At 68.9% G+C, this 13,551-nt stretch carries 19 protein-coding genes and 2 pseudogenes; 15 read left to right on the top strand and 6 right to left on the bottom strand.

Translation table 11 applies throughout. The features are described 5' to 3' along the window. The first annotated feature begins 97 nt into the window (after window positions 1–97). From ACGFR7_RS33355 to ACGFR7_RS33325, 7 genes and pseudogenes are all read left to right on the top strand, one after another. Window positions 98–922: a hypothetical protein gene (locus ACGFR7_RS33355; RefSeq protein ID WP_393326538.1), complete on the top strand. Its 825-nt coding sequence runs from the start codon at window positions 98–100 to the stop codon at window positions 920–922. Further along, window positions 919–1,884, top strand: a pseudogene (locus tag ACGFR7_RS33350) (LysM peptidoglycan-binding domain-containing protein); the annotation flags it as partial. The gene ACGFR7_RS33355 and the pseudogene ACGFR7_RS33350, both read left to right, overlap by 4 nt. Window positions 1,885–1,962: 78 nt before the next feature. Beyond that, a pseudogene (locus ACGFR7_RS33345) lies at window positions 1,963–2,223 on the top strand (peptidoglycan-binding protein); the annotation flags it as partial. A 34-nt stretch (window positions 2,224–2,257) separates the two neighbouring features. After that, entirely contained in the window at window positions 2,258–2,623 is a 366-nt protein-coding gene (locus ACGFR7_RS33340) for a hypothetical protein (protein WP_393326535.1), read from the top strand. A gap of 128 nt (window positions 2,624–2,751) precedes the next feature. Then, the gene (locus tag ACGFR7_RS33335) at window positions 2,752–3,051 is read left to right on the top strand and encodes a hypothetical protein (RefSeq protein WP_393326532.1); all 300 of its coding nucleotides are present in this window, start codon (window positions 2,752–2,754) and stop codon (window positions 3,049–3,051) included. A gap of 186 nt (window positions 3,052–3,237) precedes the next feature. After that, window positions 3,238–3,558: a hypothetical protein gene (locus ACGFR7_RS33330; RefSeq protein ID WP_393326529.1), complete on the top strand. Its 321-nt coding sequence runs from the start codon at window positions 3,238–3,240 to the stop codon at window positions 3,556–3,558. Further along, window positions 3,555–5,480 (top strand): GDSL-type esterase/lipase family protein, encoded by a 1,926-nt coding sequence (locus ACGFR7_RS33325; RefSeq protein ID WP_393326526.1) that lies wholly within the window; start codon window positions 3,555–3,557, stop codon window positions 5,478–5,480. The genes ACGFR7_RS33330 and ACGFR7_RS33325 overlap by 4 nt, the downstream gene beginning before the upstream one ends. A gap of 181 nt (window positions 5,481–5,661) precedes the next feature. Here the strand turns inward: ACGFR7_RS33325 and ACGFR7_RS33320 are convergent, their stop codons facing one another. Next, window positions 5,662–5,874 (bottom strand): hypothetical protein, encoded by a 213-nt coding sequence (locus ACGFR7_RS33320; protein ID WP_393326524.1) that lies wholly within the window; start codon window positions 5,872–5,874, stop codon window positions 5,662–5,664. Window positions 5,875–5,884: 10 nt separating this feature from the next. Beyond that, the gene (locus ACGFR7_RS33315; RefSeq protein ID WP_393326522.1) at window positions 5,885–6,319 is read right to left on the bottom strand and encodes a type II toxin-antitoxin system Phd/YefM family antitoxin; all 435 of its coding nucleotides are present in this window, start codon (window positions 6,317–6,319) and stop codon (window positions 5,885–5,887) included. Between the two features lie 128 nt (window positions 6,320–6,447). Here ACGFR7_RS33315 and ACGFR7_RS33310 point away from each other — a divergent pair, with 128 nt between their 5' ends. The 4 genes from ACGFR7_RS33310 (at window position 6,448) to ACGFR7_RS33295 (ending at window position 9,504) form a co-directional block, all read left to right on the top strand. Further along, entirely contained in the window at window positions 6,448–6,699 is a 252-nt protein-coding gene (locus ACGFR7_RS33310; RefSeq protein WP_393326519.1) for a hypothetical protein, read from the top strand. Beyond that, on the top strand, window positions 6,696–7,727 hold the full coding sequence (locus tag ACGFR7_RS33305) for a site-specific integrase (protein ID WP_393326516.1): 1,032 nt from the start codon (window positions 6,696–6,698) through the stop codon (window positions 7,725–7,727). The genes ACGFR7_RS33310 and ACGFR7_RS33305 overlap by 4 nt, the downstream gene beginning before the upstream one ends. A gap of 98 nt (window positions 7,728–7,825) precedes the next feature. Then, window positions 7,826–8,290, top strand: coding sequence for an endonuclease domain-containing protein (locus tag ACGFR7_RS33300; protein ID WP_393326513.1), 465 nt, complete (start codon window positions 7,826–7,828; stop codon window positions 8,288–8,290). 17 nt (window positions 8,291–8,307) lie between these two features. After that, window positions 8,308–9,504: a hypothetical protein gene (locus ACGFR7_RS33295; RefSeq protein ID WP_393326511.1), complete on the top strand. Its 1,197-nt coding sequence runs from the start codon at window positions 8,308–8,310 to the stop codon at window positions 9,502–9,504. 229 nt (window positions 9,505–9,733) lie between these two features. Here the strand turns inward: ACGFR7_RS33295 and ACGFR7_RS33290 are convergent, their stop codons facing one another. The 4 genes from ACGFR7_RS33290 to ACGFR7_RS33275 all read right to left on the bottom strand — a co-directional run bounded on the left by ACGFR7_RS33290 (window position 9,734) and on the right by ACGFR7_RS33275 (window position 10,870). Then, complete coding sequence (locus ACGFR7_RS33290; RefSeq protein ID WP_393326508.1) at window positions 9,734–9,925, bottom strand: hypothetical protein; 192 nt, start codon at window positions 9,923–9,925, stop codon at window positions 9,734–9,736. Further along, window positions 9,922–10,212, bottom strand: a complete 291-nt coding sequence (locus ACGFR7_RS33285) for a hypothetical protein (RefSeq protein WP_393326506.1) — start codon at window positions 10,210–10,212, stop codon at window positions 9,922–9,924. The genes ACGFR7_RS33290 and ACGFR7_RS33285 overlap by 4 nt, the downstream gene beginning before the upstream one ends. A 111-nt stretch (window positions 10,213–10,323) precedes the next feature. Beyond that, window positions 10,324–10,536, bottom strand: a complete 213-nt coding sequence (locus ACGFR7_RS33280) for a hypothetical protein (protein ID WP_393326503.1) — start codon at window positions 10,534–10,536, stop codon at window positions 10,324–10,326. 49 nt (window positions 10,537–10,585) lie between these two features. Next, entirely contained in the window at window positions 10,586–10,870 is a 285-nt protein-coding gene (locus ACGFR7_RS33275; protein WP_393326500.1) for a WYL domain-containing protein, read from the bottom strand. A gap of 233 nt (window positions 10,871–11,103) precedes the next feature. On the opposite strand from ACGFR7_RS33275, the gene ACGFR7_RS33270 reads away from it, so the two are divergent. The 4 genes from ACGFR7_RS33270 (at window position 11,104) to ACGFR7_RS33255 (ending at window position 13,392) form a co-directional block, all read left to right on the top strand. Further along, window positions 11,104–11,628, top strand: coding sequence for a hypothetical protein (locus tag ACGFR7_RS33270; protein WP_393326497.1), 525 nt, complete (start codon window positions 11,104–11,106; stop codon window positions 11,626–11,628). A gap of 81 nt (window positions 11,629–11,709) precedes the next feature. Further along, window positions 11,710–12,690 (top strand): ERF family protein, encoded by a 981-nt coding sequence (locus ACGFR7_RS33265; protein ID WP_393326494.1) that lies wholly within the window; start codon window positions 11,710–11,712, stop codon window positions 12,688–12,690. Window positions 12,691–12,958: 268 nt separating this feature from the next. Then, on the top strand, window positions 12,959–13,165 hold the full coding sequence (locus ACGFR7_RS33260; protein ID WP_393326491.1) for a hypothetical protein: 207 nt from the start codon (window positions 12,959–12,961) through the stop codon (window positions 13,163–13,165). Next, complete coding sequence (locus ACGFR7_RS33255) at window positions 13,123–13,392, top strand: hypothetical protein (RefSeq protein WP_393326488.1); 270 nt, start codon at window positions 13,123–13,125, stop codon at window positions 13,390–13,392. Before ACGFR7_RS33260 ends, ACGFR7_RS33255 begins: the two co-directional genes overlap by 43 nt. Window positions 13,393–13,551: the final 159 nt, after the last annotated feature.

The following is a 13,551-nucleotide window of genomic DNA, read 5'->3' as shown; positions in this document are numbered from 1 at the left end:
CCAGCGACCCTCCGCTCTCCCCGAGGGACTGACAGCGCACCGCGCCGGTCAGAGACACACATCAGCTCAGGCGCGGGGAGCGTAGGAGCCCGGGGCGTTGCCCGACCTCGACATTCAGCAGTACGACGTAACTGGCTCATTGGGCCGGCACCGCGTGCTGGACCCGCGCAGCCTCGCCTACCGCCGCCCCTACTCCGGCGAGACCATCCGCACCGTCGAGTGGGCCCCGAAGATTCCGCTCCTGGACCAGCAGGACCTGCTGAAGCAAGGCATCAGGACGTCGGAGATGTTCAACGGCGTGGACGACGTGGACGCCCTCGGCTCCTGCACCGCCAACGCCGCCACCGCCTGCATCTCCGTCCTCCTCGACTCCGCCGCCTGCACCGCCGCGGGCCTCGACACCAGCGACCCGATCGCCGCCGAACGGTGGGCGATCGGCCTGTACGCCGACGCCACCCAGGCCGACGAATGGCTGGACTACACCTGGCCCAACGACGACTGCGGCTCCTCCGGCCTCGGCGTCGCCAAGGCCCTCCGACGCCGAGGCCTCATCGACCAGTACGGCCACGCCACCACCGCCGAAGAGCTGTGCATGCTCCTCCAGACCGGCCCCGTCCTCATGGGAATGCCTTGGCGGGACGCCTTCTTCACCCCGGTCTCCAGCACAGCACTCCTCGATGAGATCCCCAACTGGGAGTCCTCTCCGGTCGCCGGCGGCCACGAAGTCCTCATCACAGCCCTGGAGTCCGTCGCCGAGGTCGAGGGCGACTTCTCCTACGAGCACACCGTCCTGCGCGTGCAAAACAGCTGGGGCTCCTCCTGGGGCGACTCCGGCTCCTTCCGCATGTCCCTCGCCGTCTACCAGCAGCTGCGCAGCGAGATCGACCTCGTCCAGCCCCGCCTCGACAGGACCAGCCAATGACCGAGTACCACGTCGCGGTCGATCACCTCGACCCCGAGACCAACCAGCTCACCACCACCTACCTCGGCACCGTCGACCAGGCGCACGCCGACGAGGTCCGCGCCATCGCCGCGCTGGACAAGGCGCCGCGCTTCGTAAAGGAGCACCGGCAGCCCGGCGCGTTCTGCGTACTCCGGGACGACGGCGACCTGGACGTGTACGTGCCGACCGACGCCCCGGCGTTCGACGTCCGGCAGCCTTACCCGGGACCGGCCGAGGAGGGCATGCCGCGGCAGGCATCCGGCCCGGCGTACATATCCGGCGCCACCAAGCTCGGCGACCAGTCCATCGGCGGCTCCATGGACCACCCCGAGTCCGGAGCGCGGTTCACCTGGCACACCACCGAATCCCCGGCAGGCAGCTCGTACCTGACGTCGATCGGCGCGTACCTGATCCGCGTCGGCGCCGAGCCTCAGGTCATCTACGATCCCGTCACCGACAAGATCGGCCAGTTCGGGCCCCTCAACCAGTCCGGCCGCGCCCTCAAGAACGACGGCGCCCGCCGCACCAACCGCGAGGGCAAGGTCAACATCCAGGTCGAGGTCCTTGGCCGCGCCGCATCCCCGTGGACCAACGGCTTCGATCCGGCGAAGAAGCCGAACTTCCAGAAGCTGCTGGCCGCTGGCCGCGCCTGGGGAATCCCCGACACCTGGCCCGCGGGTAAGCCGCCGGCCTACCCGAGCGGAAGCGATGCCCGGTCCCGGTCGGTCTGGCAGTCCAAGGCCGGGCATTACGGCCACTCCCAGGTCCCCGGCAATGATCACGGAGATCCGGGCGCGATCGACACGGCCAAGGTCCCCGGCAAGGCTGCCAGCGACACGGGTGGCTCCTCGGACAGCGGCGGTACGACGACGTACACGGTGAAGAAGGGCGACACGCTCTCCGCCATCGCGAAGAAGTACGGCACGACCGTCGCCAAGCTCGTCTCGCTGAACGACCTCAAGGACGCCGACGAGATCAAGGTTGGCCAGAAGCTCAAGGTCTCCGGCGCCGCGTCCAAGCCCAGCACTCCGCAGTACGAGCCGTTCCCCGGCTCGTCATTCTTCCACGGCGGCCGACACAGCCAGATCATCACCGCGATGGGCCGCCGGCTCGTCGCTGAAGGCTGCGGCCGGTACAAGGACGGCCCCGGTCCGAACTGGACCAACGTCGACAAGGCCAGCTATCGCGCTTGGCAGATCAAGCTCGGCTATTCCGGATCAGACGCCGACGGGATTCCCGGCGCCAAGTCGTGGGCGGCCCTCAAGGTCCCCAAGGTCTGAGCACCTACACACCCCCATCCATTGGAGAACCATCGTGAAGATCTTCGGCCGGGAACCGGCACTCATTTTGAGCTTCATCGCCATCCTCGTGAAGGTCGTTTCCGCCTTCGCCCTCGAGGTCACCGCGGACCAGCAGGCGTGGATCAACGCCGTGGCGGCGGCCGCGGTCGGCCTGATCCTCGCGGTCATGGCGCACGACGCGATCGGCGCGGCCGTCCTCGGCTTCGTCCAGGCCGTCGTCGCCCTGGCAGTCGGCTTCGGCCTGGACTGGTCGGCGGACAAGCAGGCCGTGTTCATGTCCCTCGCGGCCGCGCTGGTGGCGATGTTCGACCGCACGCAGGTCACCGCCCCGGTATCTGCCGCGGAGGTCCGGCCCGCGACCACCGTCCGCAGCGTCTGATGTGGCGGCTCCCGTCTGCCGCGCTGACTGCTGCGGCAGCACGGCAGACGAATGAGCCGCCCACCATGTCGACCACCCACCCACGAATCGGACCCCACACGCAGTGAACGCAAGATCCTGGAGGCGGCATGGCTGCTGAGCTGATGGGCATCGACATCGCCCAAGGTGGCGCTGTGGCCCTGCTGGCCGTCGTCGTCCTGATGGTCCTCACGGGCCGGCTGATACCGCGGCGCACCTACGACGACATGAGGGAAGAGCGAAACACCTGGCGCGACGCTCACACCGAGTCGGAGGCGGCACGGGCCGAGGAACGCGACCAGAACCGGCAGCTGATGGAGCTCGCGCATACCGCGGGCCACGTCCTGGACTCTCTGCCCAAGCGGGGGGAGGTGCAGAGTGATCCGATGGACGAGGCTCCTCTGCGTTAGGCGGAGGGGGCGCCCCACCCCCGGCCAGAAGGCGGCCCAGCGCGCGGTTGAGCGCGCGCAGGCCGCCCGGCTTGAGGCTGAGGAGCGTCGCCCAGAGGTCGACGAGGCCACCAATAAGCTGCGCAGGCTGAGGGAGCGGAACCACTTTGCGGAGATGTTCCGCGAGGCCATCGAGGGGACCCCGAGATGAGCAGCGCCGAGTGGATCAACACCGTGGTCAGTGGAATTGTCTTCGTTTCCGCGCTCGTGTTCGTCGTGACGTACCACCTCAAGGCCCCGTGGCGCTCGACCATCATGGGCTGGCACCTGATGTCGCTGGGCGCAGCGATCGGCGCGTTGGGCGCGTACACCGTCGCCATAGCCATCGTGGGCCAGGAAGGTCCCGCGGCTGCTGCCCTGCGCATTCTGCGGGCCGTGGTTCTCCTGCTGATCGCCGGCCTATTGGCGCAGCGCACGGTGATGGTCCTCCGTGTTCAGCGCCCCAACCCGAAGGACGCTGATCGATGACCGTGGTGCAGGGCAAGCTGCTTGATGTGCCAGACCCGACGCGCGTGCAGGTCACAGCGGTGCTGGTGGATCTGGCGGGGGAGCGGGTGGTGGGCTACGTCTCCAGTGAGAGTGGCGAGATCACCGGGCAGGACTCGGTGACGCCCGGCGAGGACGGGTCCTGGGAACTGGACCTCACCCCGAACGGGGCCATCACCGCGGATGCCGGCGACACGGCCTGGGCGATAACCGAGGGCCGCGCACTGAATGGCACCCCGAACACCGCGTACGTCGTGGTCCCGGAGACCGACGGGCCGTACTGGCTGGGAGACCTGCGTATCGCACTGTCCGGCACGCCACTGGGCACGGGCACGATCGTCTACGTGCCGGGCCCGGCCGGACCGACCGGACCGGCCGGGGCAAGTGGACCCGCCGGACCGCAGGGCGAGACCGGAGCAACAGGCCCTCAAGGCCCGGCCGGCACCACTGGCCCGAAGGGAGACCAGGGAGACCCCGGCCCCACGGGACCGGCGGGAGCGCAAGGCCTGAAGGGGGACGCCGGCGATACAGGACCCACCGGCGCGACCGGCCCCAAGGGCGACACCGGGGAGCAAGGACCGGCGGGACCCACGGGGGCGACCGGAAGCCAGGGCCCGCAGGGGGATCCCGGCCCGACTGGCGCAACTGGCCCGCAAGGCGCGACCGGAGCGACGGGCGCACAGGGGCCTGCTGGCCCGACGGGAGCCACAGGTGCGACCGGTCCGCAGGGACCGGTCGCTACGGCATGGCGGCGCCGGGACCTTCCGGATCCCGCGCTGGCGGACTCCCTGTACACCGGGAGCGCGCCGACTATCAGCACGGCACAGACGACGACGCCGACGACTGGCTACATCAAGTACGCCCCGCCGCTGGTGGCTTTGGCGGGTACGGACGTGACCGGGCCGTACGCCTACGCCGGCGCCGGGAGCTTCGCGATCGGGGCGAGCAGCCCGGACACCAACTACGTCCTGCCGCTCAGCAAGTACCCGAACACCTACAGCTCGGGCCAGGGCGTGTGGTCGGTGGAGTTCGGCACGGACGCCCAGACGCTGCAGGTCAGATTCAAGTACATCTCCTCGGCGAGCATGTACCGGCTGAGCATCGACGGCCGCAAGGTGACAGACCTGACGCAGTCCAGCGGCGGCACGACCGCAGGCTCCGGGCACATGCTGACGATTGACCTGGGGTCGGCTGCTCCGCGCCGGATCCGGCTGGACTTCTACACGATGCCGTTCGGTGGGGTCTACCTCCCGCCGTCGGCGACGATGTGGCGCGTGCCGCTGCAGGGCGGCCGGCTGATGGTGCTGGGCGACAGCATCAGCGACGGCTCGGCGCACAACACCGGCGCCGGGGCCGGCACGTGGTTTCACCGCGCGGCTCGGCTGCTCGGTTCGACGGATGCGTGGGACCAGGGGAGGGGCGGCACGGGGTACATCACCCCGGGCAGCTACGCGACGTTCGCGGACCGGCTGGCCGCGGATGTGGTGGCGTGGGCACCGGACCGCCTGGTGGTGTGGGGAGGCTACAACGACAACGGCGGCTCGCAGTCCGCGATCGGCACAGCCGCGGCGAGCCTGTTCTCCGCCATCAAGACGGGGCTGCCGAACTGCCAGGTACTGGTGCTGGGGTGCTGGTCTCCGACGGCGAGCCCTGGAGCGAGCATCACAAACACGGACACCACGCTGCGCACGGCGGCCGCGAACGCCGGGTTCCCGTTCGTCTCGCCGATCACGGGGGCGGTGTACGACGCGGCCGGGACGTTGCTGGCGACGCATGGCGGGTTCATCACGAGCGGCAACGCGGCGGCTTACGTGGGTGGGGATGCGGTGCATCCGACGGACGCGGGGCACGTCTATCTGTCGCGGCGGATTGTGGCTGCGTGGCGTGAGATTCTGCCTGCCTGATCCGGCGTCCTATACTTCTGGGACATAAATAACGGGGTCGAGCATTCCGCTTAGCTGCGCCTCTGACCAGCCGCTTCGCGGCCCGCTCCTGCGGTCGGGGGCCTGGCTTGATCTACTGTGGGATGTAGAAGCCCCGGCCGATTCCAGCGGCCGGGACTTCATACGTGCGGAGGGGGCGTCCTCACTGCTCAGTGGTTGGCTGGCCGAGGCGCCGGAACATGCTCTCCAGGCCCTGCTCGACCGACTCTCGGGCGGCCTCGACCTCGTCCAAGCCGTCACGCAGGGCCTGCTGAGCTTCGATCAAGGTCATTGCGTCGTCGCCGGGCTGGGCGTGGACGATGCGCGGGTTGCCTTCGTCGGTCCAGTCGACGTCGTATTGGCGCTGTCCGCTCATGGTCATGTCCTCACTGCTCGGTGGTACGGCGGGCGCGTGCGGCTGCGATGCGGTCTGCTTCCTGCTGCTTCATGATCTGGCGCGTGTGGTCGTCTGCCGGGTCGAGGGTGATACCGACTGAGGGTGAGCTGTCGACGGCCAGGTGCCACTGCACTTCGGTAATGATCCACCTCGTTTCGGTGCTCTCAGTCGGGCTCAATTCCTCGTCTTGGACGAGCTCTTCGCCGGTTCGGGGGAGGGCGGGTAGGACGCAGGTTCGCTCAGTGTGCGGGTAGTACAACGTGGCCTCCACGCCGCCGGCCGGCTTTACGGCCTTGGTGGGACCGATGACTGCGATGGGTCGGCCGTGCCGGGTCAAGGCGATGGTTTCGCCGCTGGTGCGGACGTAGTCGGCGATTTCGCCGAGCTGGGCGCGGGCGGCTTCAATGCCGTAGGACTTCTGCATGAAGAAACCTTACAGTCCTTAAGGTATTGATCGCAAGAGGATCGGGTCGCCAGATAGGGGATCACTCGTTCTGATGCGGGATAAGCTCACATATGGCGAGTGATCGCGATCCGAACAAGGGGACGAAGATGGCCGACCAGACAGTCATGGGCAGCGCCCGAGACACCTTCATCGAGGCGCTGCACTCCCGCCGTATGCTCAAGCCCGGCGAGGAATGGGTCATCGACGCCAACCTCGCCCGTTACACGTGGGCACTAGCCGACAAGCTGCGCGCCCAAGGTCACACCGAGGCTGCCTCCCTGATCTCTGCCGAAGCGGTCCTCCTGACCAACTCTCTCGAGACAGGTCCTGTCCCCGCGGACAGTGGCGGCCAGGCGTGAGCACCGACAATCTGCCCGCCAGACCCGCCCAAGCCCCGCTGCTGCCCGCAGAGTTCGACGACGCCCTCCGCGCTCGCCTCGCCGCCCTCGACACCGCATCCGACGAGCACGCCCAGGACCAACGCCCAGACAACACTGTCCGCTCCTACGCCGCGGACTGGAAGACCTGGACCGCTTTCTGCGGCCAGCTCCAGATCCCCACCACCGCCGCCACCCGCGGCACGCTGCGCGCCTTCGTCGACTACCTGTGGAACCGGGAGAAACGCGCCTACTCCACCATCGACCGCAAGCTCGCCGGCGTCACCGTCACCCTGCGCACCCAGTACGGCGTCGTCATCAGCCCCGAAGACACCAAGGCCGCCCGGGAGTTGCTGAAGGACTACCGCAAGAAGGCCGAGGAGGCAGAGGAGCCAGCCCGAGGCCGGGGCAAGGCGCCAGCCATGCGGCTGGACACACTGCGTCTCATCGTCGACAAGTGCGACGGCGACATCTTCGGTATCCGCGACCGGGCCATGCTGCTCCTCGGGTTCTCCATCGCAGCCCGCCGCGCCGAGCTCGCCGGACTGCGCCTGCGCAACATCCGCGACGACGACAACGGGCTCCTGGTCGACGTGCGCGTGTCCAAGACCGAGCCCCGCACGGTGCCCGTACCGTTCGGCACCAACCCGGCCACCTGCCCCGTGCGGGCCTGGAAGGAATGGGTCGAGGCCGCGCAGATCGCCGCCCCGGACCGGCACGCTTTCCGCCGCATCCACCACACCGGCGCCGTGCAGCCGCAGGGCCTCACGCCGCAGCGTGCCGGCGATCTCATCACCGCGGCCGGCCTCCGCGCTGGGGTCGAGGCTCTGTTCACGGGCCACTCGGTACGCTCCGGGTTCGCGACGGAGGCACGCCGCAAGGGCAAGGACCGTAAGGCCATCGCGGCGATCACGGGGCACAAGGAGGGGTCGAAGGTGCTGGACGGCTACATGCAGATCGTGGACCAGTGGGACGAGCAGGACAACGCGCTGATCGGACTCGGACTGTGAATGACATCGCGTTCGTACCGCCCCCGCGCTGCGGTCGAGCCACCGCGACGACAAAGAAACCGTGCCAGGGCTTCCGGCTCCATCCGTACGAGTCGTGCGTGACCCATTTGACCCAGGAAGAGCGCACCGACTACAGGGCCAGGCAGGCGGAGAGTGCCGCGGCTTGGGAGCCGTACCGTCAGCGTTACGCCGCTCTTGTGACGGGCCCTCCCATCTGTTGGAGCTGGCCTGTAGACCGACCCGGCGCCGCCTCTGAAGAACAAGCGGAGGACCGATTGCGTGCCTGGCAGGATGGCCGCTGCGCCATCTGCGGAGGCGTCGAGCGGCTAGTGACGGACCATGACCACGACACCGGGCTGGTTCGCGGGCTGCTGTGCCGTACCTGCAACACCAACGAGGGAATGAACGGCCTTCCGGGAACGGTCTACGACCGCTACCGCGAGCGTCACCCAACCAAGATGCTCGGCGTCCAACTGCGGTACTGGGATCCGTTTCGCAAGGAGTTCGCGCAGCCAGCACCCCCTCGGCAGAACACCTGGGACGCCATGAGTGGGTTGACCTGAGACGGGCGGAGAACACGATGACCGAGCAGCAGGCGCCGGCGGTGCGGCGGCTTGAGGCGTTGGTGGAGCGGGTGGCGCCGCGGGACCCTGCGCGGTGGGAGGCGCGGCCGCCGTTGCGGCGGGGCCGGCAGGTGTCGGTGTCGCGGGCCCGGCAGCTGCGGGCGACGGTCAAGCAGCTCGCGGCCGCGGTCGAGCATGAGGGGATGCCCGAGGGGTGCGGCAGGTCTGCGAAGCGTCTGCTGTCGCCGCAGGCCGTCGATGCGTTCTTGGAGCTGGCGGGTGAGGGGGTGTTCCGGGACCCCCGGAAGCCGGGCCTGGTGGGTACGCCCTTGTCGTGGCCGTCGCGCGCGACGCTCAGGGACTGCCTGAAGATCCTCGGCGAGGAAGCCGATGTGGCGGTGGTGTTGCCGAGGGTGGCGCGGGAGTCGGGGGCCGAGCGGGTGTCGGAGCGGCAGGCTGCGGCGGTGTACCGCAAGCTCGCGGACTGGGCGGCACGCTCGCCGGCGGATGCGCAGTCGGCTCGGGCCCTGGCGGTGGTCGGGGTGATCCTCGATACGGGCATGCAGACGGGGGCGATGGTGTCCCGGACGCTGGATGACCTGGAGTTGGAGCCGGGGCGGATCCGGGCGGTGTATCACACGCAGAATGCGGCGCATCTGCCGATAGTGGAGGCGACGCTGCCGCTGCGGCCGGGGACGGTGGAGGCGTTGCGGCAGTGGCTGGGGTTCCGGGATGGGCTGGTGGCGGGCCTGGAGGGTTCGGACCACGGGGCGCTGTGGGTGACCGTTGCGGCGACCACGACGGGGTACGGCGAGGACGGTGAACCGCTCACGTACGAGGCTGGGATGCCGTTGCGGGCGTGGGGTTTTCGTGAGGGGCATCAGCGGGCGATCGAGCGGTTGAACGCAGTCCTGGCCGGCCAGTGGGAGCAGGCTGAGCTGGGGCCGTGGGTGCCGTTGCCGACGACTCCGGAGGCGTTGCGTCGGGCGGTGGATGTGGAGGCGTTGGTGCCGGAGTTGGCGGAGGTCCGGGGCCGGTTCGATGAGCCTGTGGAGCGGCCGCCGCGGTGGGCGGATGGGCCGCATCCGGGAGTGCCGGGGTTTGCGGTGCATGGGCGGGAGTCGACGTACCGGAATTACAGGTGCCGGTGCGAGGCGTGCTGGAAGGCTGCGTCGGCGGCAAACGCGGCGTACAGGGCGTTGCGACGCGGCTGACCGTGCCCGTTGAGTCAGTAAACCGGGGCGCCCCACACGTCGGGAGTGTCGCCGCAGCATGCGGGACACGTGCAACGGCAGGTGCTTTGGCGTCCGGTGCACCGTGGGGGGCCGTAGAGCGGGCAGCAGTCGCCTTCCGCGCCGCGGCATCGGTCGGACTGTTCTACGTACTCGTAGGGGCCGAAGGGGTCTTCATGCTGGTCGATCGCGGTAGTCACGGCGGTCTCCTTCAGGTGCCGGGGATGGTGTCCTGGTCGACGCCATGGTCGCGGTGCTGGGTCGTGTTGGCCGGGTCGCACTCCCTTCCCCAGCCTCGCGTGCGGCTGTCGGGGTCGTGCAGTTCGCGCCGGCACCAGATACGGCGGCGTCCCTGCTCGGGGATGTCGGGCAGGGACGGCTGCTGAGCGGGGCGGGAAGTCACGGCCTGGGTGTCTCGGCCGCAGCCAGGCAGGCCGCGACGACGACGATGGTGGGGGTGTCGCTGGGGAACTCGATGACCGCGCCGTTCGGGCAGTCGAGCCCGGAGTCGCCGGATCCATTCGCCAAGGCCCAGACAGCTCCGGACGGGTGGCGCAGGATGCTGAGCGGCATGTCGGCATCGCCGGTCCACCCCGCTGTTTCCAGGGCCTCGACGACATCGAGTCGGTCGAGCCATTCTCCGGGCTCGGGCTTGCTGATGACCAGGTGCAGCTGTGTCTCGGTGGCCATGTGGTGCTCCTTGCGGGTGTTGGTGGCGGTGTGGTCAGTTCCTCGGGTACACTGTCCGCGTTGTACGCGTCGCATGTTCAGGCCACCACCTTCGGGCGGTGGCCTTCGTCGTTACTGGGCGACCCAGTTGCCGCCCTCGGTACGGTTCCATCGCAGCCACTCACTCCACGAACCGGCACCCCACTTCTGAATGACGATGCGGTTTGCCGAGGTAGTGGCTTTGTGCTCGGCCACGGCGTCCCGGGTGGCGGTTTCGGAACGCTGCGGGTAGATGTCAGTGCCGATGACGATTCGCCACGCCTTGCTGGGTCGCTTGGTGCTCATTCTGTTCTCCTCTGCTTCAAGGTGATGGTGCCGTGTCGCGGAGGGCCTGTCAGGCGGTCTCCAGTGCGGTGATGCGGTCGAGGCGGAAGGTGCGGGAGGCGTCGCGGAGGAGGTCGTGGGCGCGGAGGCACCAGTCCCCGGCCTTGGAACGCCAGACCTTGTCCGGTTCGACGATGCGTACGGACGTCTCGCCGTTTTCCTTGCGGTAGGCGATCTGTACGCGGTGGGTGGTGGTGAGGGTGTAGCGGAGGTGGGCGAGGCGGCCGAGGGTGGCGTGTGCGGCGGAGAGGCTGGTGGTGAGTGCGGCGTGGATGTGGCGGTTGGTGTGTCGCATCGTGTCCCCGCTTTGGTTGGTGTGGTGCCCACCGTAGCCCTTAACCGTTGTGATCGCAACAGAAAGTGCGTTATGGTGGTGACACCGGCAACCGCCGCCACCCGCCCAACGTGACCGCAACCCCTATTGCGATCACAACAGACAGCAGGAGGACACTGGTGCGAAACGCCCCCACGCGCCCGCCGAACCGCCCCAGGTCCGAACGGCGCTCACCGCCGAGAGGACCCCGCACCGTGCCGAGCAACCTCCGCCAGCGCCTGACCACCGCCGCCGCCAAGCTCCGCGAACCCGGCACCCCCGACCCTGGTGTCCTCGCGGACGCCGCAGAAGCCATCGACGAGGCACTGGCCCCCAACGGCTGGAGCAAGCTGCGCCGCACCGAACCCACCGCGGTCAGCAAGCTATCGCCCAACAAGTCGATCCACATGGAGCGTTCCCTGCGCACGCACCTGCACCAGGCCGCCGAAGCCAAGGGCGTAGCCCTATCCGACCTCGCCGAGGAGGGCCTGCGCCTGTTCATCGCTGGCAAGTACGTCCCGGAGCGTCCGCAGCGCGCTGCCACCAACCCTGATGAGCGCGACAGTGTCACGCTGAACGTCGCCCTCGACAAGGACCTGCGCGCCCAAGCCGACGCCCGCGGCAAGGAACTGAAGGACGCCGGCGAGCTGGACTGGGCGCCGAAGACCACACAGATCGTCAAGGCCTACCTGCTGCACGTCCTGCCGATGCCCACGGCCACAAAGGCGAAGGGCAAATAGCACCCGGCGGGGTCTGGTCCGGACGCCGACACCGGCCGGGCCCCGCAGCACCACCACAACCCCATACCGAGGAGACCTCACGTGTCCAACACGGCCCAGGCCCCCGCTTCTGCGGAGGGCCCCACTCAGCACACCCAAAACCAGGCCCAGCCCACCATCCACCAGGCCATGGCCCTGGTCATGCGCGACGTCCGCAACGTCGGAAAGAACGGCCGCAACAACTCCCAGAACTACAGCTTCCGCGGAGTCGACGACGCCATCGCCGCCCTCGCCCAGCCGCTCCGCGACCACGGCGTCTTCATGACGCCCGAGGTCCTGGACTGCGAGTCGGAGTCCCGCGGCAAGATGAACGCGGTCCGCATGCGCGTCGCCTTCCACTTCTACGGCCCCGCCGGCGACTCCGTGCGCGCGGTCACGATGGGCGAGGCGTCCGACGTCGCCGACAAGGCGTCCAACAAGGCGATGTCCGCGGCCCTGAAGTACGCGCTGATTCACACCTTCATGATTCCGGTCGACGCGAAGTCCCTGGATGACGGGGACCGGGACCACCCGGTGGGGCACCGCAGCCCCGCAGACGGGTACATGGAGCGGCTTCGCAAGGGCGCCGTGTGGCACAACCCTGGGGCGCTGGCCGCGATGCACGCGGAAGCGAAGGCCGATGGGCTGCTGGACGCCACCGTCGCCGGACCGGATGGGGAGACCACCCTCGGCGAGCTGATCGTGGCCCGCGGCAAGCATCTGAAGGCTGAGGCCGCGGAGCGCGAGGCGAAGAAGGCGGAGGAGGCTCCGCAGGCGGCGGCGCAGGTAGCTGCCGAGCATGGCGTCCAGCCAGCCCCGTCTGCTGAAGGTGAGTCGCCTGAGCCGTTGGAGGCGCTGATGGAAAAAGTCAGCAACAGCTGGAAGAACGTCGACGGCATGCGGCAGAACCTGCTCGAAGGGCGAAAGCTCGGCGTACTGGACGTGATGGTCCCGGCCAAGAACGGCTCGGTGAAGCTCGGCGACCTGATGCAGGGCCGCATCGACGCCCTTGAAGCTGGCAAGCAGGAGAGGAACGCCGCCTGATGGCCCGCCGGCTGGTCGCTTCCGCCGCCCAGGCCATTCTCTACGGCGACGGAACACGACACTGTGCCTGGTGCGGCGACTACATCGACCCCATCGATTGGTGCCTCGACTGCCAGACGAACAAGCAGCCGTGCGTCTCTCAGGGCGGCTTCCACCGAAGGCTGCGCAAGCGGGCCGACGCGGCCTTTTGCGACCACCGATGCCGGTCCGCTCACACCAGTGACACCAGCGGTTCCCGCTCCCGACGACGCGAGAGCTACTGGCACTGATGCCGGCTCGCCAGCTCGACGTGGAGGGGATGGAGGTGCCGGCCGCCACGGTCGGCCCTCCGCCCCCACCCGCGAAGCCCGCCAAGAAGAAGCCCGAACCGCAGGCCGCGCCCGAGGCGTGCCCCGGGCAGATACCCGTACCGCTCCCGAGGGAGGTGCTGTTGTGTTCCGCCGACTGCTCGAATCCGCCGCTGTTGCTCTGGTGACGCTGGTCGTATCCCCGCTGCTGGTCCTGGCCGCGCTCCATACCGGGTGCGCGGCCGCGTACCGGGTGCTGTGGGAGCGCCGACACCTGCGCAGCACGGGCCGGAGCCTCGCCCGTGAGGCTGCCGCCGCGGACCTGGCCATCGTCACCGCCGAAACCCTCGTGCACGACCTGTACGAGACCTGGTATTCACCGGCACCCGACCCCCATCCCCACGTCACTACGTAGGAGGTGAGCGCCATGCTCACACCCGTGATCCTGGCGCTCCTCCTCACCGCCGGCCTGTTGGTTGCGTGGTGGTGGCAGCGCCGCCAACTCACCGCCGAACGCGCCACCCGCCGCCTCACAGAGGCAGCCCAAGCCCGGGAAGTCCAAGCACTTGCCCGG

Source organism: Streptomyces sp. NPDC048516, from assembly GCF_043199875.1.
Lineage (GTDB): Bacteria > Actinomycetota > Actinomycetes > Streptomycetales > Streptomycetaceae > Streptomyces.
Note: the sequence above shows the minus strand (reverse complement) of the source record. Positions and strands in the feature narration are given on the sequence as shown.